Here is a 24,547-nt window from a genome sequence, read left to right on the forward strand (position 1 = left end):
GTGCCATGGCTGCCGCAACCACCATCGATGTCTCGCGCCTGTCGAAGTCCTTCGGCCAGGTGAACGCCGTCTCCGACCTGTCGTTCCGGGTGGAGCCCGGGCAGGTCACCGGGTTCCTCGGTCCGAACGGGGCAGGCAAGACCACGACCCTGCGCACGCTGCTCGGGCTCGTCGCGCCGAGTTCCGGAACCGCCACCTTCGGCGGGGTGCCGTACCGTGACCTGCCCGACCCGCTCGCCACCGTGGGGACCGCGCTCGAGGCATCGAGCTTCCACCCGGGGCGCACCGCCCACGATCACCTCGCGGTCTACGCGCGGTCCGCGGGCGTCGACCGGTCCCGGGTCGACCGCGTGCTCGCGCAGGTCGGGCTGACCGCCGTCGGAAAACGCCGCGTCGGCGGGTTCTCGCTCGGTATGCGCCAGCGGCTCGGCCTCGCGTTCGCCCTGCTCGGCGACCCGCGGGTGCTCGTGCTCGACGAACCGGTCAACGGCCTCGACCCCGAGGGCATCCGCTGGATCCGCGGCTTCCTCCAGCAGCTCGCGTCCGAGGGGCGCACCGTGCTCGTCTCCTCGCACCTGCTCAGCGAAGTGCAGCAGAGCGTCGACCGCGCCGTGATCATCTCGAAGGGGCGTCTAGTCTACGAGGGCACGCTCGCAGGTCTCGAGACCGGCACGCGGGTCGCCGTCGACGCCCCCGACCGAGCCGCCCTGCTCTCCGCACTGCTCGCGGCCGGCGCCGACGTGCAGCAGACCGCCGACTCGCTCGTGGTCACCGGGGCCGACGCCTCCCGGGTGGGAGAGATCGCCCAGCACGCGGGCGTGCCGCTCAGCCACCTCGCCGCGGAACAGGCCGGGCTCGAAGAGGCATTCCTGAGACTGGTCGGCAGTGACACCCCGGGGAGCCCGTCGTGATCGGCGCCGTCCGGGCCGAACTGGCCAAGGTATTCACGGTGCGGCTCTGGTGGATCCTGCTCCTCGTCCTGTTCGCGTACGTCGCGGTGGTCGCCGGCGCGCTCGCCGGCGTTTTCGGAACCATCGCGGGCGACATCCAGGACAACGGCCAGGGGCCGCAGGCCCCGCCCGTCGACCTCGGCGACGTGCATCTGATCGTCTACAGCACGGCCACCGCCATCGGCTACGTGTTCCCGGTGCTGCTCGGCGCGCTCGCCACCACGAGCGAGTTCCGGTACCAGACGCTGACGCCGACCTTCCTCGCCGACCCGCGCCGCGGACGCGTGCTCGCCGCCAAACTCGTGGCCATGGTCGTCGTCGGCGCGCTCTACGGGGTGGTCTCGCTCGTCGCCTCGATCGGCGTCGGTGCGGCGGTGCTCGAGGCGGTGGGGCAGGATTCGCGACTGGACGACAGCAACACGTGGGTGCTGGCGGCCCGCGTGATCCTGGCGATGGTGCTGTGGGCGGTCATCGGGGTGGGGCTCGGCTCGATCGTGCCCAACCAGGTCGCGGTCATCGTGATCGTGCTCGCGTTCACCCAGTTCGTCGAACCGCTGCTGCGCTCGGTGTCGTCGATCTGGGAGTGGACGGCGCGCGTGGGGCAGTTCCTCCCCGGGTCGGCGAGCGACGCCCTCGTCGGCTGGAGCGTCTTCACCTCCCTCGGCGCGGCCACGACCGAAGTCGTCGAACTCGAATGGTGGCAGGGGGGCCTGGTGCTGCTCGGCATCGCGGCGGTCGCGGCGGGCATCGGCTACCTCACCACCTGGAAGCGTGACGTGACCTGAGCCTCGATCTGGTTGACTTGTCCTGAATGGAGGGCGCCACGATGCTCGAAGAGGAATACCAGCCGCGACGCGTATTGCCGCCGCACCTCAAGAAGGCACCGGAGCCCGTGCCCACGTTCGAGTACACGATCCGTCCCGCCGAAGCCGCCGATCTCCCGCACATCCGCGAGATCTACAACCACTACGTGTTGAACTCCACCGTCACCTTCGACGAGAAGCCGATGACACTCGTCGCGCTGCGCAAGAAGTTCGCGGCGGTCGAGAAGCTCGGCTACCCGTACATCGTCGCGGTGAGCCCGAGCGGCCAGATCCTCGGCTACGCCTACGTGTACCCGTGGAAGGAGAAGGCCGCCTACCGCTTCACCGTCGAGAACTCGATCTACCTCGGCCCCGCCTCGACCGGCAAGGGCCTCGGCAAGGTGCTGCTCGGCGAGCTGATCACCCGCTCCAAGGCGGCCGGCGTGAAGGAGATCATCGCCGTCATCGCCGACAAGGGCGCGGAGGGGTCGGTGAAGATCCACAAGGACTTCGGCTTCAAAGACGTCGGCCACATGGGCAAGGTCGGGTTCAAGTTCGGCCGCTGGCTCGGCACCTACATGATGCAGAAGAGCCTGAAATAAGGGCTCGGGATGACGCGGGTCAGTGTTTCCCGCCGAGTTCCAGCAGCGTGACCCCGGCGACCACGAGCACCATGCCGGCGATCTGCGTCCAGGTCAGCGTCTCGTGGAACACCAGCCAGCTGATCGCCGCGACCAGCACGACCCCCACTCCTGCCCAGATCGCGTAGGCGATACCGAGCGGCACCCCCTTCGAGAGGGTCTGGGCGAGCATGGTGAACGCGAAGACGTAGCCGACCGCCACGATCGGGTACGCCCACCACACGGCACGTTCGCCGCTCGTGAGTTTGAGGAACGTGGTGGCGATCACCTCGCCGACGATGGCCAGCGCGAGGAACAGGTAGCCCATCAGTCGTCTCCCTGCCCGAGCCGGCCGACGGCGCGCACCACGAGGCCGCGCGGTACGAAGCCGACGGCGGCTGCCTGTACCCGGTTCATCAGGCCGCTCACCGTGCTCGGGGGAGTGCGGCGTCGGTCGAGCGCGGCGAACGCGGTCTGCACCACCTGTTCGGCGGTCTCGAAGGCGCCCACCGCGGCATCCTGATTCTTAGCGACGTCGAAGAACTCGGTGGACGCGGGTCCGGGGCACAGCGCCGTGACCTTGAGCCCCGTGGCGAGCGTCTCGTACCAGACCGCCTCGCTGAAACTCAGCACGAACGCCTTCGTCGCGCCATAGACGGCCATACGCGGCACCGGCTGGAACGCGGCGTTGCTCGCGACGTTGACGAGGGCGGCGCTGCCGGCGCGGAGTCCCGCCGAGGCGACGAGGTCGGGCAGGAACTCGTGGGTCAGGGCCACGAGTGCCTGCACGTTGACCTCGATCTGCTCGCGCTCGCGGGCGGCGTCGGCGCGGATGAAGTCGCCGTGGGTCCCGAAGCCCGCGTTGTTGACGAGCGTGGAGACGGTCACGCCGTCGAGCGCGTCGCGCAGGTCGGTCGCGGCGGTCGGCAGCGAGAGGTCGAGCGGCACGGTGGTGACGGCGACGCCGTGGCGCGCCCGCAGCTCGTCGGCCAGCGCGGCGAGGCGGTCGGCGCGACGGGCGACGACCACGAGGTCGGCTCCGCGGGCGGCGAGACGCCGGGCGAATTCGGCACCGAATCCGCTGCTGGCGCCGGTGACGATCGCGGTCGTGCCGCGGGGATCGAATTCAGTCATCCGCCGAGGATAACGGTGCCGGGCAAACGCCGGGTGACGTGGGCGACGCTAGTTCACCGTGTAGACCTGCGCGTACACCTCGTCGGCGATCGCCACGGCCTCGGCGTAGGCGGTGGGGCCGCCGATGGTCTCGATGACCGAGATCCAGCTCTCGCCGCGCAGCGCGTTGATGATGGCGGGGTCGAGCGTGCGGTCGCCCTGCACGCCGAAGGTGGTCGCGTCGCCGACGACTTCCTCGTTGAGGCCCTGGTTGTCGAAGCTCGCGACGACCGCCGGACGCACGGCGGCGGTCAGCGGGGCGACGGAGATCGTGACGCTGCTGACACCGCTGTCCGCGAAACCCCAGATGCAGCTGATGCCGCCGGCCGTCTCCTCGGGGGTCGCGTCGGCGAGGTAGTCGGTGCCGTACGTGCCGCCGGGGCCGCCGAGCAATTCGAGGCCGGACGCTTCGAAGGCGTCGATCCGGGTCTGGGGTACCACCGTGGTGCAGGTGGTCGGCAGGGTGAAGGTCGCGGGCGCCACGGTCTCGGTGGCGGTGGGGGTCTCGACGGGAGCGGGGGCCGCGGACTCCGTGGCCACGGGCTCGGCTGTGCCGGTGCTGCACCCGGCGAGCGCACCGACGGCGAGGGCGGCGGCGAGCGCCAGCGGCAGGACCGCCAGTGATTTCAATGAGCTCATTGGTGCCCCCTTCGTCTGAAAGACCCTAACAGCCGCCGCGGATGCCCGGTCGTCGAGGGGTGACGGCCGGGCATCCGTTACGTAACAATGGTCAGCTCCGCGGTGTGGCCTTGCGCAGCACGAGGTAGCCGACGAGGGCCGAGAGCACCGTGGGCACGAGTGTCCAGGCGATCACCCCGTTCGCCCCGTTCGAGACGAACCAGTCGCCGACCGCCGGCCAGCTCGACGTGACGGTGATCAGGGCACCGGCACCGACGATGAGCACGGTGAGCGCCGCGAAGAAGATCAGGATGCCGTTCGGACGCCAGCGCACGTACACCGTCGCGACCGCCGCTCCCACGAAGAAGAAGAACAGCAGCAGGGTCGTGTAGGTGGCGAACCGCACGTACCACTCGCCGCCGCCGAAGTAGACGGAGGTGAACATGCGGCCGCCGAGTCCCCACCCGTCCGTGGCGTCCTCGATGGACGCGAGCGCGGTGAGCAGCGCCCCGTAGCCGACCGAGAGCGAGACGAAGGCGGCCGACGCCCCGAGGTAGAAGTCCCGCCGCGTCACGCTGAGGCTCTGCGCGTACGGGAACGTGAGGTTCATCGATTGCACGGCCACGACCATCATGTAGACGTAGATGTAGAACGAGGCGCCGCTCCACTCGAGCCCGGCGCGGGTGTCCGCCCGGTCGGCGGGATCGGTGACGTTGGCGAAGATGATCACCCAGACGGCGTAGTTCACAAGGAAGATGAACGCCATGATGAGCAAGGGCACCACGACGGTCGACGTGGGGCTGACGTAGTAGAGACGTAGTACCGACAGAATGCGGTGCGGTGCTACCCGGCGGGCGGATGACGCGGTGTCGTCCAGCGCGATGGTGGTCATGCGCTCTGCTTCCTTTCCGAATCGGAGCTGGTGGTCGGGGGAGCGGTGGTGAGCCGCACGATGAGCTGTTGCAGCGAGACGGGCGCGAGCTCGAGACCGGCGGCCCGCGCATCCGCCTTCTCGTCGGCGTCGAGCCGGCCGACGGTGACCGAGGCGAGCCCGCCCAGGTCGTCGCGGTGCAGCACCTCGCGTCGGGCGACGAACGCGTCGACGGCGGCGCGGGAACCCGCGACGGTGGTCGCGGAGCCCCGGAGGTCGTCCGCGGTCTCGTCGACGATGATGGCGCCGTCGTCGATCACGAGCACCCGCTCGAGCAGGTTGCTGACCTCGTCGATCAGGTGCGTCGAGAGGACGACGGTGCGCGGGTGTTCGGCGTAGTCCTCGAGGAGCCGGTCGTAGAAGGTCTGCCGCGCCACGGCGTCGAGGCCGAGGTAGGGCTCGTCGAAGAACGTCAGCGGGGCACGTGAGGCGAGGCCGACGATGACGCCGATGGCCGAGAGCTGGCCGCGGGAGAGCTTCTTGATGCGGCGGTCGACCGGCAGCCGGAAGTCGTCCACGAGCCGTGCGGCGTACTCGGCGTCCCAGTTGGGGAAGAACCACGGCGCGCTGCGGAGCACGTGCTTGGGCTTGAACTCGTCGGGGTAGCGCTGGCTCTCCTTGACGAAGCAGACCCGGGAAAGCACACCCGAGTTCTCGACCGGGTTCTGGCCGAACACGCGGATGCTGCCGGTGGTGGCGAAGTCCTGACCGGTGATGAGCTGCATCAGGGTGGTCTTGCCCGCGCCGTTGCGGCCGAGAAGGCCGTAGATCTGGTTCTCTTCCACCCGGAAGCTCGCGTCGTCGACGGCGGTGAGCGAACCGAATTTCTTGGTGAGGCCGGAAACCTCGATGACGTCTATCATTCCGCCGTCTCCTCTCGGATCATGTCGGCGAGCGCCGCCGCGGAGATGCCGAGCTTTCCGGCTTCCGCGACGAGCGGGCGCACGTACTCTGACTGGAACTGGTCCCGCCGTTTGGCGACGAGCCGGGCCCGGGAGCCCTCGGCTACGAACATGCCGATACCTCTTTTCTTGTACAGGATTCCGTCGTCGACGAGGATGTTCACGCCCTTGCCGGCTGTGGCGGGATTGATGCGGTAGAACGCGGCGAACTCGTTCGTCGACGGCACCTGCGACTCTTCGGCCAGGGTCCCGCCCAGGATGTCGTTCTCGATCTGTTCCGCGATCTGCACGAAGATCGGCCGCGACTCATCCACGGGTCCGCTCCTTCGTTGGTTCATTACTCATGTAACTAACCAACCAGCCCCGACGTTCCGTGTCAAGACCTAGGCTTACGAGAATGTTCGAACTTCACCATCTGACCGCGCAGGAGCAGGCCGACTGGCTGCGTCGCGGCGACGTCAGCCCGACCGAACTCACCGAGCACTACCTCGCCCGCATCGAGCGTCTCAACCCGTCGCTGGGCGCATTCACCACGGTCACGGCGGAAGCCGCACGTGCCCGTGCCGCGCAGGTCGAGGCGGGCGTGCCGCGGGCAGTGGCGCTCTGGGGTCTCCCGCTCGGCGACAAGGACCTGAACGCGCGAGCCGGGGTGCGCACCACCTACGGCTCCCGCCTGTTCGAGCACTACGTGCCCGAGGAGTCGGACGAGATCGTGCGCGTGCTCGATTCGGCCGGCGGCATCAGCCTGGGCAAGACCAACGCTCCGGAGTTCGGCATGCCGAGCTACACCGAGTCGCTCGTGGCCCCGCCCGCCCGCAACCCCTACGACCTCGACCTCGGCGCCGGCGGCAGCAGCGGGGGAGCGGCCGTCGCGGTCGCCGCGGGGCTCCTGCCCGTCGCGCCCGGTTCCGACGGCGGCGGGTCGATCCGTATCCCCGCCGCTGCCACGGGTCTCGTGGGGCTGAAGCCGTCGCGCGGCCGGGTGCCGTCGCACGCCGGCTTCGCTTCGCTCGGCGGTCTCGTCGCGCCCGGGCCGATCGCGCGCACGGTCGCCGACGCGGCAATGCTGCTCGACGCCATGGTGGAGGGCGGCGACTACCAGTACGCGACGCGTGCCCCCTCATGGGACGGCGGAGCACTGCTCAACGCCGCGGTGCGCGGCGAAGGCCGCTTCGAGATCGGCGTGATGACGACCTCGCCGTGGGATTCCGCCTATGAGATCTCGCTCTCCGACGAGGCGCGGGCGGCGCTCGCCGTGGCCGTCGACGAACTCGCGGTGCTCGGGCACGGCATCGAGGAGCTCGCGCTCGAACCCGACGACACCTACGGGCCGGCATTCCGCACGATCTGGCAGGCGGGCGCCGCGAATATCCCGGCGGACGGCGAGCAACTGGAGTTGCTCGAACCCCTTACGCGCTGGCTCGTCGACCGCGGACGGGGGCTCGGCGCCCGGGAACTCGGCCAGGCGCTCTCGACACTGACCGCATTCGAGCGGAGCGTCATCCGTCAATTTTCACGCGTGGATGCCGTGATGACGCCGTCCCTCGCCCTGACGCCGCGTCCCGTGGGGTGGTACTCCGCCGACGACCCGGAACTCAACTTCGCCCAGCAGGTGCAGTACACGCCATACACGTCGTTCGCGAACGTGAGCGGGCTGCCCGCCATCACGCTGCCGGTCGCCGTGACCGAGACCGGCCTGCCGATGGGCGTGCAGCTCATCGGCAGGCCGGGCGGGGAGCACACGCTGCTCGCGATCGGTGCCCAGTTGGAGCGGCGGTTCGCGTGGCAGCGCAGGCACCCGCCGCAGTGGTGATCGAGGCAGTGGTGACCGACCGCTAGCCCGCCAGCACCGGCTCCGCCTCCGGCGCCGGAGCGTGGCTGAGATTCAGCCCCTGGCTCTTGCGGCGGAACAGGAACGTGGCCAGAACCGCGCCCGCGGCGAAGAATCCGGCACTCCACCAGTAGGCGGTGGTGTAGCTCTGAATCGCGGCCTGAGCCGCGACATCCGCCGTCGCCGGCAGGTTGTCGGCCACGTAGTTGGACGCCGCCGTGGCGGCGAGCGTGTTGAGCAGCGCGACGCCGATCGATCCGCCGACCTGCTGGCTGGTGTTGACCATCGCCGAGGCGACGCCGGCGAACTCGCGGTCGACGCCGAGGGTCGCGGTCTGCATCGCGGCCGGCATCGTCGACCCCATGCCGAAGCCGATGATCATGAGCGGGATCAGGATGTCGGGCGCGTAGCTGCTGCCGAGGTCGAGGCGGGTGAGCAGCACCATGCCGATCGCGGAGACCGACATACCGAACGGCACCATGATCTTCGGACCGAAGCGCGGCAGCAGCAGGTTGGTGCCGAGCTGGGCGGCGACGACGAGCATGCCGATCATCGGCAGGAACGAGAAGCCGGTCTGCATCGGCGAGTACCCGAGCGAGGCCTGCAGGTAATAGGTCACGAACAGGAAGATGCCGAACATGCCGGCGCCCGCGATGAGCACCGAGGCGTAGGCGGCGGCGCGGTTACGGTCGAGCACGATCGACAGCGGCAGCAACGGGTGCGCCGCGCGGCGCTGCCAGAGCACGAACGCGGTCATCAGCACGACGAAACCGGCGAGCATGATCCAGGTGAGCGGCGAGTCCCAGCCGTCGGTCTCGGCGTTGGCGAGACCGTAGACGAGGCCGAACAGGGCGCCGGAGACGAGGACAGTTCCGGGGATGTCGAGCTTGGGGCGCGGGCCGGTGCGGTGCGTGTTGGTCACGAAGACGATGGCGCCGGCGATCGCGATGATGGCGATCGCGACGTTGATGTAGAGGTTCCAGCGCCAGTCGAACTGCTCGGTGAGGAATCCGCCGAGCAGCAGGCCCACGGCGCCGCCGGCTCCCGCGATCGCGCCGAAGACGCCGAACGCGCGCGCCCGCTCCTTGGGGATCGTGAAGGTCGTGGTCAGCACTGCGAGAGCGGTCGGGGCGAGCAGCGCGCCGAACGCTCCCTGCAGTGCGCGTGCGCCGACGAGCAGTCCGAAGCTGTCGGCCGCACCTCCGAGGGCGGATGCCGCGGCAAAACCGATCAGGCCGATGATGAACGTGCGCTTGCGGCCCATCAGGTCGGAGAGTCGGCCGCCGAGCAGGAGCAGGCTGCCGAAGGCGAGGGAGTAGGCGGTGATGATCCACTGGCGGTCGCCGTCGGAGAACCCGAGGTCGGCCTGGGCGGCGGGGAGCGCGATGTTCACGACGGTCGAGTCGAGCACGACCATGAGCTGGGCGAGGCCGACGGTGATCAGCGTCCACCAGCGGCGGGAGGAGACGGGCGCGGCGACGGCGCTGCCCGAGGGGGAAGGAAGAGTCATGTCCGTCACTATATACGGAACTAACCAGTTCCGGATATTAAAAGTTCCGGAACAATTCGTGACCTATAATAAGGGGAACACGAGGTGAAGGGATAGCGGCAATGACGCAGCTAGACGACCCCGCGCAGCTCCGCGAGCCGAAGAAGCTCGGGCGGAAGCGCGACCACACGCGCGATCCCGAGATTCTGGATGCCGCGCTCGAGGTTCTGGCCGAGACCGGGTACGACGGCATGACGATCGACATGGTCGCGGCCAAGGCCAAAGCGGGCAAGGCGACGCTCTACCGTCGGTGGGCGTCCAAGGGCGAACTCGTCATCGAGGCGGTCGCCTGCATGAAGCAGGTCGATCCCGAGGACGTACCCGACACCGGCACCCTGCGCGGCGACCTGGTCGCGATGATCAAACCGCCCGCGATTCACGATGCCGAGCGGAAGGTGCGCGTTATGGCCGGCCTCACCTCGATGATCTCGCGTGACCCCGAGCTCGCGGACGCCGCCTACGCCGCGATCGTCGAACCGCGGGCCGCTGTCAACCGGCGACTCCTGCGGCGCGCGATCGACCGCGGCGAGATCCCGGCCGGCACCGACATCGAGACCGTGTCGCTCATCAGCCAGTCGATGGCCACTTACCGCGCGGTTATGTTGCGCAAGCCCGTCGACCGGGAGTTCCTGCTCTCGGTGATCGACGGCGTGCTGATGCCGCTGTTGGGGCTCACGCCCGGCACCGGCGAGCGGCGCTCGTAGCTGTCGCTGCCCGAGTCCCCGGTTATCCGGCGCTGTCGCTAACCGACGTCCAACTGCGCCCGGATCCGGTCGGCCGCTTCCGGCGTGTTCGCGTAGAACCAGTGCCCGCCGCTGAACAGGTAGGTGTCGCTGCCGCCCGTCGGGTCGGGCAGCGCATAGCGGTCGACGCCGTTGTGCTGGTCGAGGGTGAAACCGTCCGCTTCGAGCCGCGCCCTCTCGGCCGCCGCCTGCTCGTCGGTGATCGGCGATGCCGCGAGCACGTCGGCGAAATCGGAGGCGGGCGGTCCCCACATGCACAGGGCGCCGCCGTACTCGACGAAGGCGATCCGCGGCGAATCGCTCTCGGTCTCGCGCTGCACGAAATCGGCGATGAGTTCCCACCCGGCATCCGTGTACTTCGTCACGTCGGCGTCGGACACCAGGTCGTCGCAGCCGACCGCCCCGGTCTCGGTCGGGACGCTGTTCTGTTCTGCTGCGGGTGCAGGGTCGGCGGGGCCAGCCGTGCAGCCGCTGAGCAGGAGCACGGCGAGAGCGCTGCCCGCGAGGGCGGTGCGGGCACGGTTCATGGTCGAGACTTTATCAATTCGTCTCGGGCGCCGGGTCTCGACTCGGTAACAGCACGGGGCGCTGACGCCCTGGCTACGGCCGGTTGACCGGATCGCCCTCCCACGACAGGTCGGCGTCGGCGTCGATTTCCGCGGCCTCCAGCCCGGACGCGAGCACCCGGTCGACCAGCTCCCGCGAGCCGCCGACGACCGTCGAGTCGAAATCGATCTCGCTCGCCACAAACCACGAATGGTCGTCGGGCCAGGCGAGGTTGAGGGTGTCGCGCCAGCGCCAGGCCCAGCCGCTCTCGCGCCGCCAGTCCGGATCGGCGAGCATCGACAGAGTGCCGCGGAAGAGCCCGTAGCTCCTCCCGGGGAGTTCGAGCGTGCGGCTCGACGGCAGGTCCACGCCGAATGTCGGTTCCCAGCCGTCGCGCGACGACGGCTCGGGCTCGGGTGCCGAGCCGTCGGACGACATGAACGACACCGTGCCGGTGGAACCGGAGTACTGCCCGTACCCGACCCAGACGCCGATCGTGATGGGGGAGTCGCCGCCGATCGCCGTCGCGAGGGTCGCGAGGCTGCGCTCGTCGAGCGCTCCCTCCGGAGGTTCGCCGCCGTCCCAGTCGCCGAACAGGCGGGTGCCGTGTAGCTGCCCGGAGATGCGACCCCACTGCATCAGCGGGTGCACGGTCGTGCCGGTCGCGGCGGCGACGTCGGCCCAGGTCAGGCGAGTGGATGCCGCGTCCTGCGTCTCCACCGGATGGAACACCCGCGCGTACGCCTCGTACCCCGTCGGGCAGACGAGTCCGGCGGCGCCGAATTTTCCGCGCAGGCGCGGTGCGATCCAGCTCCCGGAGGCGGTGTCGGTGGTGTGCTCGAATCGGGCCATGGGGTCAGCGTAGCGAGGGCGGCGGGCTCGCCGGTGGCGCTGGCGGGGGCGAACGCTTCGACGGGCACGGCGACCGGGTGCTTCGACGGGCACCGCCCCCGGGCGCTTCGACGGCTCGGCGACCGGGCGTCAGGCGGCGAGGGCCTTGCGCACCCGCGGTGCGACCTCGTTCGCGAACAACTCGATCGACTCGAGCATGAGCGACTGGGGCACGCCCGACCAGTCCATCTGCAGCCCGATCCGGTCCATGCCGAGGTGGCCGTGGACGTAGACGATCTTGTCCGCGACTTCCTGCGGGTCGCCGGCGAAGATCGCCCCGCGCTTGTCGACCATGTCCTCGTACGTTTCCCGGTTCGGGGTCGGGAAGCCGCGCTCGGCGGAGATGCGGCTCATCGAGTCGATCCAGTAGTTGTAGAACGTGTCTTTGGCGATGCGCGAGTCCGTGCCGATGAAACCGGGGGCGGCGACGGCGGTCCGGAGCGTCGACGGGTCGTGCCCGTGCTGGGCGGCACTGCGACGGTAGAGGTCGAAGAGGGGCGCGAACCGTTCCGGGTGTCCGCCGATGATGGCGTAGCTCACCGGCACGCCGAGCGCACCCGCACGAGCGGACGACTCGGGATTGCCGCCGGTGGCGATCCAGATGTCGAGCTTGCCCGGGAAATCGCCGGCATCGCTCGGCCGAGGGAGGATCTGCTGGTTGTCGAGTGACGGGCGGAAGTGACCGGTCCAGGTGACGAACTCCGACTCGTTGAGCTGGAGCAGCAGGTCGAGCTTCTCGGCGTAGAGCGAGTCGTAGTCGTTGAGGCTCGCGCCGAAAATCGGGAACGACTCGATGAACGAACCGCGGCCGGCGACGATCTCGGCGCGGCCGTGGCTCAGCAGGTCGATGGTCGCGAACTGTTGGAAGACGCGGACGGGGTCCTCGGTGCTGAGCACGGTCACCGCGCTGCCGAGCTTGATGCGCGACGTGACGGTGGCGGCCGCTGCCAGGACCGTGGCCGGAGCCGAGATCGAGTAGTCGGGGCGGTGGTGCTCGCCGAGTCCGAAGTAGTCGAGGCCCGCGGCATCCGCGGTCTTGATTCGCTCGATGGTGTCGGCCAGGTTCTGCTCGACGGAGACGCGGTCGCCGCTCGTGGGGTCCTGGTGGATGTCACCGAAGCTGTAGATTCCGAATTCCATGTGTATGCATACAATCTGATTGCTGGGAGTATTCCCGGGAGGCGGCCGGGGCTGTTGGCATTAGGTAAGGCATGCCTATACTGAATGCATGACATACATCGACGAGAGCACCGCGTCGATTGGGTGGAACCCTGACGCTGCCGACAGAATCCTCCTCGCCGGCGATGAAACTGCGCTCCCCGTCATTCAGACCATTCTCGCAACCCTTCCCGCCAGGGCGCGAGGTCAGGTCTTCGTCGAGGTGCAGAGCGAGGGCGACATCGTCGAACTCGCCGCTCCCGGTCGCTTCGCCGTGTGCTGGCTGGTTCGCGACCGCGGACAGGTGCTGCGCCGCACGGTCGACGCCTGGTTGAGCGAGATGCTCCCGACGAGCGCGTTCGACGACCACCACGTCTACGCGTGGATCGCGAACGACGGCGCCGCGCGCACGCTCAGCTCGAACTAGAGCGCACCCGGCTCGAACTTGGAGCGCGGATTTCTTGCGCTCGCTGGAACCCGGGCTTGTAGGTCGCTGAGCCTGTGGTCCCTCATCGAGGGTTGGCAACAGTGTTCGTAGGGGGAACTGCCAGTCGTGTGAGTCTTAGTAGCCGCGAGCCGCGAGCCGCAAGCCGCGAGCCGCGAGCCGCGAGCCGCGAGCCGCGAGCCGCGAGCCGCGAGCCGCGAGCCCCGAGCCGCGACCCGCGTTCCATCTACATGTCACCGGTGACGCCTCCGCATAGGTCGCGGTGGGCGGTAGCGGTGATGACTACGCAGTGCGGCGGTTGCCCGATATCGGTGATCGGTGCTCGGCTAGAAGGGCATGTCGTTCCCTTCGTCGGTGAGTGGGGTGTCCCAGTTCTGCGGTGTCTCGTCTGTGGTCGCGCTAGCTTTCTTGGTGGCTTCGAGGAAGCCGGGTGCGAGGCGGCGTTGGGGTGGGATGACGTACCGGCGCCCGCAGGGGCTGATCCATTCTTTGTCGCCGTCGGGGAGCCGGTTCATCAGCCACCGGGTGTTGTGGATGAGCCGGTGGTCGGGTGCGCATGCCAAAGCCGAGTTGGCGAGGGAGGTGTCGTGGCTGTCGGACCATTCGACCGGGTGGTGACCGTGGGATTCGTTCGCGGTGGCGTCGCACCACGGTCCGGTGCATTTGCCGTCGATGAGTCTCACCGCCCTCCGGAGGGAGGGCGGGAGGTGTCGGAACCGGTCGTCGAAGGAGACGATGCTGCCGGTGACCGGGTCGGTCAGCAGCCGGTAGAACCCGGGTGCGTCCGCGACGAGGGTGCGGGCGGTGGCGGGGTCGACCGGGATGCTGCCCTCCAGGGTCGCCGGCGCGGTGTCCTTGCCGAGCAGGGTGAGGATGGGGATCTCGATGTGGATCTGGGCGACGACGCCGTGGCCGAGGCGCTTCCCGTCCTTGCCGGTGCCGTCAAGCGCCGTCTCAGGGTCGCCGGCGGCCCCGTCGCCGCACAGGTCGCCCTTCAGCAGGATCTCCGTCGCGACATCCGCCCGCCGTTGGGTCAGGGTGCGGTTGTCGTCGGCGGTTTTGGGGAGGGCGATGTCGGTGATCCGGTTGTAGATCCCGGCCAGGTCCTCGTTGGCCGCGTGCAGGGTGAGGTAGCCCATCCCGTTCTCGCCCGGGTCGAAGATCAGAGCCCTGGAGACGACGGCTTTCTGGTGCCGTTCGTCCAACGTCTGCTGGTGCAGGCGTTCCTTCACCTGGACCGCCCGTTTGCGGAATGTCGGGACGATCATCCGTCCGGCGAGCGGCACCAGTTCCCGCTCGAACACGGCCCGGGTGGGGGCGTCGAGGTCGGCGGCGGTGGAGGCCATGACTTTCGCGTGCTCGTACCGCATCGCCCCGGCCGCCAGCGCGTCCAAGGTGAGGGGCAGGCCGGTGACGAGGGTCTTCGACTCGACGACCAGGTGCTCGGCCATGGTCCGGGTGAGGGTGAACGCGGCCGCGATCTCGGTCGCCAGCTCCGCCTGGGCGCGGTGCTTCACCGTCCAGCCGGAATCGGTCCGGCGGGGACGCCCGAACGCGGCCCTGCGCACGCTTTCTTCTTCGGCTTCTTCGGCGGCGATCTGCTCCGACAGCACCCGCAGCTCGTCGATCCTGCGGGCCCGCCGGGCCGCCGCCACGGCGAGCTGCCGGTCTTCCGTCTCGGCGTCGTCCAGGTAGAGGCCGAACAGGGCCTGCCGGCGCTCCACCGGCGACAGGGACGCATCCAGCAGGGAGGTGTCGACCAAATCCGACGGGAGGACCGTCAGCGGGTCGGGCGGCGGCTCGAACAACAGCCCGCCGGGCGGGTGGAACGTGTCTGAATTGCTCATGGCAGAACTCCAATCCCACCCACCGACATCGGGGCGCACCACGACGGCCGGCTGTGGAGAACCGGCCCGAACGAAGATTCCGGACGCCCTGTGGAGGAGAAGAACCAGCCCCGAGACCCGAGACCCGAGACCCGAGCCGCGAGACCCGCGAATGAAAGCCGAGCCCCCTACAACCCCACCAACTGCCCGCTCTTGATCCACAGCCCGGCGGCGAGATCCGTGTCGTCGGCCTGCTTGCGGGTGCGCCCGAACGGCTTCAGCTGGTCGTAGTACGTGCCGCTCGGAGCGGGCGACCCCGCCCCGGTCGCCAGCAGCACCAGCGGCTCGGCGCCCTGCGTCGCCGGAATCCCGAACCCGCCCGGCTTGATCGCCTGCGAGACGCGCATCAACCGGTCCTGGGCGCCGAAACCGGTCGACACATAGCCCGGGTGGAACGAGTACGCGTCGAGTCCCGTGCGCTTCGCCAGTTCCCGCGTGAACAGCACCGTCGCGAGCTTGCTGGTGCCGTAGGCGCGCCATCCGCCGAACCACGGCCGTTTGGTCCATTCCATGTCGTCGAGCCGCACGTCGCCCACCAGATTCATCAGGCTGGAGGTCGAGACGACACGCGCCCCGCTCTCGAGCAGGCGCGGCAGCAGCAGGTTCGTCAGCAGGAACGGCGCGAGGTGGTTGTGCTGGATCGTCCGCTCGTGCCCGTCGGCCGTGACGCCCTTCTCGCTGATCAGTCCGCCCGCGTTGTTGGCGAGCACGTCGATGCGGGGATACCGGTCGAGCAGGGCCGTCGCGAGCGCACGCACGTCGTCGAGACGGTCGTAGTCGGCGATAAACGGCGTGCCGCCGACGGATGCCGCGACCGACGCCGTCCGCTCCGGATTGCGCCCCACGACCGCGACTTCCCAGCCCTCGTCCGCGAGCCGCCCGGCGGCGACAGCGCCGATGCCCGAGCTGGCTCCCGTGAGCACGATTGTTTTCGTCATGAATAGCCGCCTTTATGCAGTCCTGCTTCGACCTCGAAGCGATTGGTTCGCGCGTCGGGTCCGGCGGCGATGTAGAGCGGGATAAAAGCGAGCCCGTACTTCTTCCACTGTGCCCGATGAACAGCCTCGTGTTCGAGAACCGCGGGCGTGAGGTTGCTGTGAGTCAGGTAGACGGCACCGATCGTGGTGCCGCCGCGTCCGAACGCCCAGCGGGGGCAGCGTCGCGCCACGATGACACCCCCGGCGGCACGGATGCGGCCGAGACTGAGCGCGGTACCCCAGATGAGGCCGGCGCCCGTGGCGATCCAGTACCCCGGCCGCGCGACTGCGGGGTGCAGCAGAAACCGTTTCAGCGGCGCGACGCCTGCCGCGGCATCCGACAGTCTCTGGAAAAGCCGCACGACGCCGGAGGGGTCGATCGGACGCACGGGACGCACGGGCTTCATACGCGCAGAATACAGTGGCTGTATGGCGGACGACGTGCGGCGAGTGGCGATGGTTTCGATGCACACGTCCCCGGCGGCGACTCCCGGTCAGGCGGATGCCGGCGGGATGAACGTCGCGATACTGGGGCTCGCGCGCGAACTCGCCGGACGTGGCATCGCCGTCGACCTGTTGACACGGTCGTCCGGACAGTCGACCGTGACCGACATCGCCCCCGGAATCACGCTGCACGAACTCGAGGCCGGGCCGCCCGGCATCGTCGCCAAGGAGGACCTCTCGAGCGTCGCCGACGAATTCGGGGAGGCCGTCGCGCGCCTGGCCGGCCGCGAATCGGGGCGGTACGACGTGATCCACGCGCACTACTGGATCAGCGGAATCGCCGCGCTGCCCGTGGCGATCGAGCTGGGCATCCCGTTCGTGCAGAGTTTCCACACGCTGGGCGACATGAAGCACCGCGCCATGATCGACGAGGTGCCGACCGAGCCGCAGCGACGGGTTCGCAGCGAGTCGTTCCTCGCGAATCAGGCCGACGCGGTGATCGCGAGTTCGACCGCCGAGGTCGACGCCCTGCTCGAACAGGTGGGTGCGCCGGCCGAACACGTCTGGATCATGCCCCCGGGCGTCGATACCGGGCTGTTCGCTCCGCGCCCCGAGGCCGGCGCGGCCGTGCGGGAGGCGCTCGGCATCGAGGCCGACCGACCGGTGATCGCCGTCGTCGGACGCGTGCAGGAGCTCAAAGGCCAGCGGCTCGCGGTGCGCGTGCTCGCTGCCCTGCCCGAACCGCGTCCCGTGCTGGTGATCGCCGGGCGACCGACGCCGGGCGCCGAGAGCTACTTCCTCGCGCTGCACGAGCTCGCCGCCGAACTGGGGGTCGTCGACGACCTGAGGTTCACCGGTGCGCTCGAGCGGGAGGCGGTGGCCGAGCTGTTCGCGGCCGCGACCCTCACACTGGTGCCGTCGCACTCCGAGACGTTCGGGCTCGTCGCGCTGGAGTCCGCGGCGAGCGGCACGCCCGTGGTCGCGCAGCGGGTGTCGGGCCTGGTCGAGTCGGTCTCCGACGGGGAGTCGGGCCTGCTCATCGACTCGCGCGACCCGGCTGACTGGGCGCGCGCGATCGGCGTGCTGCTCGACAACCCCGCCGCCTACGCCGAGCTCGCGCGGTCGGCGCGCGCGTTCGCGGAGGGGTTCAGCTGGGAGACGTCCGTCTCGGTGCTGCTCGACGTGTACGAGAGCGTGGCGGCGCGGCCGGTGTTGTAGCGGGCACGCTACGGCCGCCCGTAGGTCTCGAGCAGCCGCAGCCAGATCTCGTTCATCGTCGGGTAGGCGGGAACGGCGTGCCAGAGCCGGTCGATCGGCACCTCGCCGACGACCGCGATGGTCGCGGCGTGGATCATCTCGCTGACGTCCTGGCCGACGAAGGTCAGCCCCACGATGACCTTGCGCTTCTCGTCGACGACCATGCGCGCCCGGCCCTTGTAGCCGTCGGCCTGCAGGCTCGCGCCGGCGACCGATCCGAGTTCGTAGTCGACCACGCGGATGTCGTAGCCGGCCTTTCGCGCGGCATCCGAGGTGAGCCCGACCGAGGCCACCTCCGGGTCGCTGAACGTCACCTGCGGCACGGCGGCGTGGTCGGCGGTCGCGGCGTGCGCGCCCCAGGCGCCGTCGTGCACCGCCTTGCTCTGCGCGCGGGCCGCGATGACGTCGCCGGCGGCGCGCGCCTGGTACTTGCCCTGGTGGGTGAGCAGCGCGCGGTGGTTCACATCGCCGGTCGCGTAGAGCCAACCGTGCTTGTGGTTGGTGTCGGCGCGAACGAGCAGCGTGTCGTCGACGTCGAGCCAGTCGCCGACGGCGATACCCACGGTGTCGAGCCCAATGTCGGTCGTGCGAGGCTGGCGTCCGGCAGCGACCAGGACCTCGGCGGCGAGCACGGAGCTGCCGTCGGAGAGTTCGAGGGTGACGCCCGCGTCGTCGCGGCTCGCCGAGGTGGGGGAGACGCCCGTCGTGATGGTGACGCCGAGGGCGCGCAGCGATTCGCCGACGAGTTCTCCGGCGAAGTCCTCCTGGGTGGTGAGCAGTCCGCTGCGGGCGATGATGGTCACGTCGCTGCCGAAGCTGGCGTACGCGGTGGCCATCTCGACCGCCACGACGCCGCCGCCGACGATGGCGAGGCTCGCGGGGATGATCTTGGCGCTCGTCGCCTCGCGCGGGGTCCACGGCTGCACGTCGGCGATGCCGGGGATGTCGGGCAGCACCGGGTCGGAGCCGGTGGCGACCACGACGGCGTGCCGCGCGGTGAGCTGCGTGTGCGATCCGTCGCCGTGCTCGACCGAGACGGTGCGCACGCCGGTGATGCGGCCGTGCCCGCGCACGAGCGCGATGCCGGCGCTCTCGACCCAGTCGACCTGGCCCTGGTCGTCCCAGTTGCTGGTGAACGAGTCGCGGCGCGCGAGGGTGGCGGCGACGTCGAGCTCGCCGGTCACGGCCTCTTTGGTGCCGCCGACGTTCTGTGCGGCGCGCAGCGCGATCCCGCTGCGGAGGAGGGCCTTCGACGGCATACACGCCCAGTAGCTGCACTCGCCGCCGACGAGCTCGCTCTCGATGAGCACCGCCGTGAGGCCGCCCTGCACTGCGCGGTCCGCGACGTTTTCGGCGACGGCGCCAGCGCCGATAACGATGAGGTCAAATTCGGTGTCGGTCATTCTGCGAGGCTACCGGGCGCGCCTGACAAGAACTAGGACGAGGGCGGATGACGCAGCGCCCGACTCTCAGCGCCCGACGAACTCGGCCGGCGTGCGCGACAGGAACGCCCGCATCCCGATCGCCGCGTCCTCGCTGGCGGCGAGCCGCACGAGGTCGGGCTGGAGCGCGGCCTCTGCCGCGGCATCCGAATCTCGGACGGCCAGCCGCGCGTTCGCGAGGGCCGCCTGCACGGCCAGCGGCGCCTGGGCGGCGATGCGGCGCGCGAGCTCGAGGCCGCGCGCGTACTGCTCCCCGTCGGGGACGACCTCCTGCACGAGGCCGAGGCGCAGCGCTTCGGCGGCGTCGAACAGGTCGCCGGTGAGGATCCAGCGCATGGCGTTGCCCCAGCCGACCGCACGGGGGAATCGAATGGTCGCACCGCCGAACGGCAGGATGCCGCGGGCGACCTCGAGCTGGCCGAAACGGGTCGACGCGGCCGCGACGACGATGTCGGAGGCGAGCATCAGCTCGATGCCGAGCGTGAGGCACGTGCCCTGAACGGCGATAACGACCGGCTTGGTGAGCGAGACGCCGGAGACCTGCCACGGGTTGATGCCGCCCTCGGCGGTGATGTCGAGCCCGTCGGCGCCGATGCGCGGGCCGACGTCGGCGAGGTCTAGTCCGGCCGTGAAGTGGTCGCCGTGGGCGAAGACGAGGGCGACCCGCAGCTCGGGGTCGTTCTCCAGTTCGGCGTAGGCGAGCGACAGTTCCTGCAGCATGCGGAAGTCGGCGGCATTGCGCTTGTCGGCACGGTCGAAGCCGATGAGCAGCACGTGGCCGTCGCGCTCGGTGGTGATGCGGGGCTGGTCGTCGCTACTCTGCGTCATCCGGCCAGCCTAGGGAGTGCGACCGCCGGGTCCGAGCCGTTCGACAGGATGCCACGGCTCGGGGCGCGCAAACGGCCCTGTCGACCGTGCGAACCTACAAAACCGTCCTGTCAGGCGGCGGTGGGAGGCTACGCCGTCAATGCGCCGATCAAACGCAGGATCGTGGGCAGATCGTCGGTCGCGGCATCCGGCGACGAGGGGGAGAAGCCCGCGATGCTCGCACCGACGACGGAGAACTCGGCTGACACGGCGCGGATGCTTCCCGCGAGCGTGGCCGCATCGACACCGAACGGCACCGGGTCGCCGACACCGGTGATGTCGGCCGGGTCGAAAACGTCGAGGTCGATGTGGATGAAGACGGATGACGCGCCCGTCGCCGTCACTGCCGCGACGAGCGTCGCGGGGTCGGCCAGCTGCTCCGCTCCGACCCGGGTGATGCCGGACGAGACGATGTACTCCTCCTCGCCCTCGTCGGTCGAGCGCGTGCCCGCGAGCACGACGGAGGAAGGCGAGACGGTGCGGGAAGGCACGAGGCCGGCCACGCCGTCGCCGAGCAGAGTGCGCAACACCATCCCGGAGAATGCTCCGGACGGCGAGGTGGCGACGGTGTTCAGGTCGGGGTGGGCGTCGAACCAGAGAACGGCGACGCGCTCCTCCGTCGTCGCGACGACGTGTTCCACCGCGGCGAGGGCGATGCCGCAGTCGCCGCCGATGCTGATCGCCCGGTCGGGCACGGTGGCGAGTTCCGCGAGCATACGGTCGCGCACGAGCTGCAACGACCCGAGCCGCGGCAGCCCGGAGCCGAGTTCGTCGCCGGCCTCCATCGGCACGTCGACGACGCGGGTGAAACTGGCGGGCAGGTCGCCCCGGATCGCCTCGGCGCCGTCTTGCAGACGGAGTGCGCGCGACGAGCCGGAGCCCTGCCACTGGGGGACGACGAGAAAGGTGACCGGCACCTACTCAGTATCTACGTTCCGAACCGCGAGGGCGAGGAATGTCGTCATGGCGGCGGCGTCGCCGGCTTTGCCGTAGCCCGGCATGTCGCGCTCGATGCGCCAGCTCTCGCTGAGCGGGCCGGCGTTGACGGTGTCGAAGCCGAGGTCGTCGTAGAGCGTCGTGACGAGCGCGGCAGCGTCGTCGTGGTCGCTCGCCGTGACGAGGGCGCGACGGTTCGCGGTGCCGGCGGGAGTCCCGTCCGTGGTGATGGCGCCGAAATCGATGGCGTTGAAGCCCTTCGCGACGTGGCTCTCGGGCAGGTGCTCCTGCAGCAGGCCGGTCACGGTGGCGGATCCGTTATCGAGCTCGGGGATGTGGCCGTCGCGCTCGAAGTAGTAGTTGTTCGTGTCGATCACGATCTTGCCGGCCAGTTCGGACACCGGCACCTCGCGGTAGTTCTTGAGCGGAACGGTCACGACGGCGAAATCGCCGGCCGCCGCAGCCTCGGTCGCGGTGGCGGCACGGGCGGTCGGGCCGAGCTCTGTTACGAGGTCGGCGAGCGTCTCGGGTCCGCGCGAGTTGCTGATCACGACGTCGTAGCCGGCCTTCACCGCCCCGCGCGCGATCTGGCTGCCAATGTGTCCTGCACCGATGATTCCGATTGTTGTCATGGTGGGGGCAACGAGGGGCCGGCGGGGATGATTCCCGCCGGCCCCTCCGCATCCGCTGGGAGTTACTGCGAGATCGACCCCTGCGAGCCGCCGGCGCCGAGCTTGAGCGCGGCGAGACGGGCTTCGATCTCGGTCTGCTTGTCGAGGTCCTCGAGGCTCTCGAACTGGGCGTCGAGGCTGGATGCCGCGAGCTCCTGCTGCCCGAGGACCTTGGCCTCTTCGCGGCGGATCTTGTCTTCGAAGCGGCTGATCTCGCTCGTCGGGTCGAGCATGTCGATCGAACCGATGGCCTCCTGCACCTGGCGCTGGGCGTCGACCGTCTTCGAGCGGGCGATGAGTTCGTCGCGCTTCGAGCTGAGCTCGCCGAGCTTGGTGCGCATCGAGTCGAGGCCGCCCTTGAGCTTGTCGACGACGGCGGTCTGCGAGGTGATGGTCGGCTGCGCGTCCTTCGCCTCCTTCTCGGCCTGGAACTGCTTGCCGAGGGCGACCTTGGCGAGGTTGTCGAACTTGTCGGCGTCGACGGTGTTGCCGCCGGCGCGCAGTTCGTCCGCCTTCGAGCTCGCCGCCAGAGCCTTGCGGCCCCAGTCGTTGGCGGCCGCGACATCCTCGGCGTAGTCCTGCTCGACGAGTCGCAGGTTGCCGATGGTCTGGGCGACGGCGCTCTCGGCCTCGGCGATGCTGTTGGTGTAGTCGCGAACCATCTGGTCGAGCAACAGGGCGGGGTCTTCCGCCTGGTCGAGCAGCGCGTTGATGTTGGCCTTGGCCAATTGGGTGATGCGGCCGAGGATGGACTGCTTAGCCATGGGTGCTGCCTTTCGTTGGGTGTTGTGGATACGGGCCTGAAAAGATCACGAGTTCGGAAGCTGAGGCATCAGAATCGGCCCCCGCCGCCACGGCGACCGCCGCGGGAGCCGCCGCTCGATCGCCGGGAACCGCCGCTGGAGCGCCGCGAGCTGCCGCCATAGCTGGTGGAGCGCCGGCTACTGGAACCGCCGCCGGACCAGCTGCCGCCGCCACCGCCCGACCAGCCTCCGCCGCCCTGCAGCAGGCCCCCGAGGATGCCGCCGAGGATCGAGTCGGTACTCATCGATCCGCCGAGGCCACCCGAGTAGCCACGGTCGGCGTTCGAGCGCTCGAAGTAGTCGACCTCGCCGCGGGCGAGATCGGTGCCCTGCTGGGCGAGGCTCGAGGCGCGGTGTGCCGACGAGAGCGCGCCGACCGGATCGGTCGCGGCGAGCGACTGCGCCTCGTCGAGGGCCTGGCGCGCGGCGGACAGCCGGGTGCGGGCGTCGGTACCGACACCGCCGCGCCGCGTGGTGAGGAACTCCTCGCCGGTGGCGATCTGCGTGCGGGCCGACGCCAGCACGCGGTCGAGCGACGAGCGGGCGCTCGCCTCTTGCGCCTGCCGGTCGCGCACGGCCGCGAGCGCCTGGCCCAGGGTCTCGTCGAGCCGCTCGACCCGTTCGATCGCGTCGAGCGGGTTCTTCTCGCTGCCCGGCAGCACGGCTGCCAGACCGGCGGATGTCGCGGCGATCACACTCTCGAGCTCGGCGCCGGGCACAGCACGGGCCTCCGCGAGATCGCGGTTCGTCTCCGCGACGGCCTCGTCGAGGTCGCGCACGGCGCGGTCGAGCGCGGCGGCCAGCGAGTCCACCGCGTCGAGCAGTTGGCCGGCCTGGGCGACGCCGGCCTGCGCGGCGCGCACGGGCACCGCGGGCGAAGCGACGGTCTGGCCGTTCTTCGAGCCGCCGGCCGGGGCGATCGCGGCGCGGGCCGTCGACGACGACGCCGCGGCGAGCTGCAGCAGGGTGCGCGCCCGTGCCACGTTGTCGACCACGGTGGCGATGGCGGCGGGGGAGAAGCGGCCGGCGAGCTGCGCGACGGTGGCCTCGGTGGCGCGCACCCGGGCGTCGAGGGCGCCGGCCGCGGCATCCACAGAGTCGAGGATCGACGCGGCGTTCTTCTCGACCTCACGGAGGGCGTCGAAGGCATCGGCCTGGGCGTCGAGGGCCGTGTCGGCCGACTCGGCGAGACCGATCAGCTGCAGGGTGAGCTCGCGCTTCTGCGCGGGTGTCTCGGGGAAGGCGTCGTCGAGCTTCTGCCGGATGCCGAACGCCTCGGCGACGTGGGTCTTGGCCGTGGCGAGGGCGGCGGCGAACTCGCGCGTGGCTTCCTCGCCGAACTGGGCGACAGCGAATCCGAGTTCCTGCTCGCTCGTGCGCAGCGAGTCGTCGATCTCGACGAGCACAGTGCCGGCGCGCTGGTCGAGCTCTTTCTGCGTGGGTTCGCCCGACGCGAGCTTCGATTCCCCGGCCGCGGCCCGGCGTGCCCGGCGGGTGAAGAGATAGACGAGTACCCCGACGAACGCGGCGACGAGCAGCAGGATGAACGGCCAGACCGGCAGGGATCCGGACCCGTTGCCCTCGCCGCGCAGGCCGTCGGCGAAAGCGATCGCCCCACCCTCCCAGTCGTCGTCGCGCAGCTCGGGCACGAGCCGGTCGGCCTCGATGTCGGCGAGGTCGGAGTCGCTGAGCGGGAAGTCCTCGGCGACGGAGACCTGGTAGACGCGGTCGTCGGTCGCGATGGCGAGCAGCGCGTCCGTCGCGCCGAGACCGCTGATCTCGGCGGTGGTGTCGGCCCACTCGGCCGACGAGTCGGCACCGTCGAAGCTGTCGACGTAGACCACGAAGAGCTGGATGCCGGCCTCGGCGTACAGGGTGTCGAGCGCGGCCTCGATCCCGGAGGTGTCGCCGTCCAGCACGCCGGACTCGTCGAGCACGTAGGCGCCGGCCAGATCGACCGGGTCCTGCGCGTGAGCGGCGGTCGGAACGACGGCGAACAGCCCCGCCAGAAGGGCGGCGCCCACCACGATCCGTGACCTCATCGAACCACTCTCCTCGCTGGCACCGCGCCGGTGAAGAGATTCTATCGACTTGTCATCAGCCG

General features: G+C 69.8%; 26 protein-coding genes. 7 read left to right on the forward strand and 19 right to left on the reverse strand.

What is annotated here, in order from left to right; genetic code table 11:
• Positions 1-5 precede the first annotated feature (5 nt).
• The 3 genes from HD599_RS04610 to HD599_RS04620 are packed head-to-tail and all read left to right on the forward strand — an operon-like array spanning position 6 to position 2,355.
• Positions 6-911 (forward strand): ATP-binding cassette domain-containing protein, encoded by a 906-nt coding sequence (locus HD599_RS04610; protein ID WP_184234038.1) that lies wholly within the window; start codon positions 6-8, stop codon positions 909-911.
• Complete coding sequence (locus HD599_RS04615; protein WP_184234040.1) at positions 908-1,735, forward strand: ABC transporter permease; 828 nt, start codon at positions 908-910, stop codon at positions 1,733-1,735. The genes HD599_RS04610 and HD599_RS04615 overlap by 4 nt, the downstream gene beginning before the upstream one ends.
• Positions 1,736-1,776: 41 nt before the next feature.
• A complete protein-coding gene (locus HD599_RS04620) occupies positions 1,777-2,355 on the forward strand; it encodes a GNAT family N-acetyltransferase (RefSeq protein WP_184240310.1) in 579 nt (192 codons plus the stop codon).
• 19 nt (positions 2,356-2,374) lie between these two features.
• On the opposite strand, the gene HD599_RS04625 is transcribed toward HD599_RS04620, so the two are convergent.
• The 6 genes from HD599_RS04625 to HD599_RS04650 all read right to left on the reverse strand — a co-directional run bounded on the left by HD599_RS04625 (position 2,375) and on the right by HD599_RS04650 (position 6,335).
• A complete protein-coding gene (locus HD599_RS04625) occupies positions 2,375-2,701 on the reverse strand; it encodes a DMT family transporter (protein ID WP_184234042.1) in 327 nt (108 codons plus the stop codon).
• The gene (locus tag HD599_RS04630; RefSeq protein WP_184234044.1) at positions 2,701-3,507 is read right to left on the reverse strand and encodes an SDR family NAD(P)-dependent oxidoreductase; all 807 of its coding nucleotides are present in this window, start codon (positions 3,505-3,507) and stop codon (positions 2,701-2,703) included. Before HD599_RS04630 ends, HD599_RS04625 begins: the two co-directional genes overlap by 1 nt.
• A 48-nt stretch (positions 3,508-3,555) precedes the next feature.
• Positions 3,556-4,185, reverse strand: coding sequence for a hypothetical protein (locus HD599_RS04635; protein WP_184234046.1), 630 nt, complete (start codon positions 4,183-4,185; stop codon positions 3,556-3,558).
• A gap of 91 nt (positions 4,186-4,276) precedes the next feature.
• On the reverse strand, positions 4,277-5,056 hold the full coding sequence (locus HD599_RS04640) for a hypothetical protein (RefSeq protein WP_184234048.1): 780 nt from the start codon (positions 5,054-5,056) through the stop codon (positions 4,277-4,279).
• Positions 5,053-5,958 (reverse strand): ABC transporter ATP-binding protein, encoded by a 906-nt coding sequence (locus tag HD599_RS04645; RefSeq protein ID WP_184234050.1) that lies wholly within the window; start codon positions 5,956-5,958, stop codon positions 5,053-5,055. Before HD599_RS04645 ends, HD599_RS04640 begins: the two co-directional genes overlap by 4 nt.
• Entirely contained in the window at positions 5,955-6,335 is a 381-nt protein-coding gene (locus tag HD599_RS04650) for a GntR family transcriptional regulator (RefSeq protein WP_184234052.1), read from the reverse strand. Before HD599_RS04650 ends, HD599_RS04645 begins: the two co-directional genes overlap by 4 nt.
• A gap of 59 nt (positions 6,336-6,394) precedes the next feature.
• Between HD599_RS04650 and HD599_RS04655 the strand changes: the two genes are divergently transcribed.
• The gene (locus HD599_RS04655; RefSeq protein WP_184234054.1) at positions 6,395-7,810 is read left to right on the forward strand and encodes an amidase; all 1,416 of its coding nucleotides are present in this window, start codon (positions 6,395-6,397) and stop codon (positions 7,808-7,810) included.
• 22 nt (positions 7,811-7,832) lie between these two features.
• On the opposite strand, the gene HD599_RS04660 is transcribed toward HD599_RS04655, so the two are convergent.
• Positions 7,833-9,338 carry an MFS transporter gene (locus HD599_RS04660; RefSeq protein ID WP_184234056.1) on the reverse strand — a complete coding sequence of 502 codons (1,506 nt, stop codon included), beginning with the start codon at positions 9,336-9,338 and terminating at the stop codon, positions 7,833-7,835.
• Positions 9,339-9,439: 101 nt separating this feature from the next.
• Between HD599_RS04660 and HD599_RS04665 the strand changes: the two genes are divergently transcribed.
• Positions 9,440-10,081, forward strand: a complete 642-nt coding sequence (locus tag HD599_RS04665) for a TetR/AcrR family transcriptional regulator (protein WP_184234058.1) — start codon at positions 9,440-9,442, stop codon at positions 10,079-10,081.
• A gap of 38 nt (positions 10,082-10,119) precedes the next feature.
• On the opposite strand, the gene HD599_RS04670 is transcribed toward HD599_RS04665, so the two are convergent.
• From HD599_RS04670 to HD599_RS04680, 3 genes are all read right to left on the reverse strand, one after another.
• A complete protein-coding gene (locus HD599_RS04670) occupies positions 10,120-10,647 on the reverse strand; it encodes a hypothetical protein (protein ID WP_184234060.1) in 528 nt (175 codons plus the stop codon).
• Positions 10,648-10,720: 73 nt separating this feature from the next.
• A complete protein-coding gene (locus HD599_RS04675) occupies positions 10,721-11,518 on the reverse strand; it encodes a hypothetical protein (RefSeq protein ID WP_184234062.1) in 798 nt (265 codons plus the stop codon).
• A 129-nt stretch (positions 11,519-11,647) separates the two neighbouring features.
• Complete coding sequence (locus tag HD599_RS04680; RefSeq protein ID WP_184234064.1) at positions 11,648-12,697, reverse strand: LLM class flavin-dependent oxidoreductase; 1,050 nt, start codon at positions 12,695-12,697, stop codon at positions 11,648-11,650.
• 88 nt (positions 12,698-12,785) lie between these two features.
• On the opposite strand from HD599_RS04680, the gene HD599_RS04685 reads away from it, so the two are divergent.
• Positions 12,786-13,142, forward strand: a complete 357-nt coding sequence (locus tag HD599_RS04685) for a siderophore-interacting protein (protein WP_184234066.1) — start codon at positions 12,786-12,788, stop codon at positions 13,140-13,142.
• Positions 13,143-13,486: 344 nt separating this feature from the next.
• On the opposite strand, the gene HD599_RS04690 is transcribed toward HD599_RS04685, so the two are convergent.
• The 3 genes from HD599_RS04690 to HD599_RS04700 form a co-directional block, all read right to left on the reverse strand.
• A complete protein-coding gene (locus HD599_RS04690; RefSeq protein ID WP_184234068.1) occupies positions 13,487-15,007 on the reverse strand; it encodes an HNH endonuclease signature motif containing protein in 1,521 nt (506 codons plus the stop codon).
• Between the two features lie 167 nt (positions 15,008-15,174).
• Positions 15,175-15,984: an SDR family NAD(P)-dependent oxidoreductase gene (locus HD599_RS04695; protein WP_184234071.1), complete on the reverse strand. Its 810-nt coding sequence runs from the start codon at positions 15,982-15,984 to the stop codon at positions 15,175-15,177.
• Complete coding sequence (locus tag HD599_RS04700; protein WP_343061882.1) at positions 15,981-16,430, reverse strand: hypothetical protein; 450 nt, start codon at positions 16,428-16,430, stop codon at positions 15,981-15,983. The genes HD599_RS04695 and HD599_RS04700 overlap by 4 nt, the downstream gene beginning before the upstream one ends.
• Positions 16,431-16,452: 22 nt before the next feature.
• On the opposite strand from HD599_RS04700, the gene HD599_RS04705 reads away from it, so the two are divergent.
• A complete protein-coding gene (locus tag HD599_RS04705) occupies positions 16,453-17,685 on the forward strand; it encodes a glycosyltransferase (RefSeq protein WP_184234073.1) in 1,233 nt (410 codons plus the stop codon).
• Positions 17,686-17,693: 8 nt separating this feature from the next.
• Here the strand turns inward: HD599_RS04705 and HD599_RS04710 are convergent, their stop codons facing one another.
• From HD599_RS04710 to HD599_RS04735, 6 genes are all read right to left on the reverse strand, one after another.
• Positions 17,694-19,127, reverse strand: coding sequence for a dihydrolipoyl dehydrogenase family protein (locus HD599_RS04710; protein WP_184234075.1), 1,434 nt, complete (start codon positions 19,125-19,127; stop codon positions 17,694-17,696).
• Between the two features lie 66 nt (positions 19,128-19,193).
• Positions 19,194-19,994, reverse strand: coding sequence for a crotonase/enoyl-CoA hydratase family protein (locus HD599_RS04715; protein WP_184234077.1), 801 nt, complete (start codon positions 19,992-19,994; stop codon positions 19,194-19,196).
• Between the two features lie 128 nt (positions 19,995-20,122).
• A complete protein-coding gene (locus tag HD599_RS04720) occupies positions 20,123-20,950 on the reverse strand; it encodes an arginase family protein (RefSeq protein ID WP_184234079.1) in 828 nt (275 codons plus the stop codon).
• Positions 20,951-21,601 (reverse strand): NADPH-dependent F420 reductase, encoded by a 651-nt coding sequence (locus HD599_RS04725; RefSeq protein WP_184234094.1) that lies wholly within the window; start codon positions 21,599-21,601, stop codon positions 20,951-20,953.
• Between the two features lie 62 nt (positions 21,602-21,663).
• Positions 21,664-22,404, reverse strand: coding sequence for a PspA/IM30 family protein (locus tag HD599_RS04730; RefSeq protein ID WP_184234096.1), 741 nt, complete (start codon positions 22,402-22,404; stop codon positions 21,664-21,666).
• A gap of 68 nt (positions 22,405-22,472) precedes the next feature.
• On the reverse strand, positions 22,473-24,485 hold the full coding sequence (locus HD599_RS04735) for a TPM domain-containing protein (RefSeq protein WP_184234098.1): 2,013 nt from the start codon (positions 24,483-24,485) through the stop codon (positions 22,473-22,475).
• Between the last annotated feature and the right edge of the window lie 62 nt (positions 24,486-24,547).

The sequence above is a fragment of the Conyzicola lurida genome (assembly GCF_014204935.1).
In the GTDB taxonomy this organism is placed as follows: Bacteria; Actinomycetota; Actinomycetes; order Actinomycetales; family Microbacteriaceae; genus Conyzicola; species Conyzicola lurida.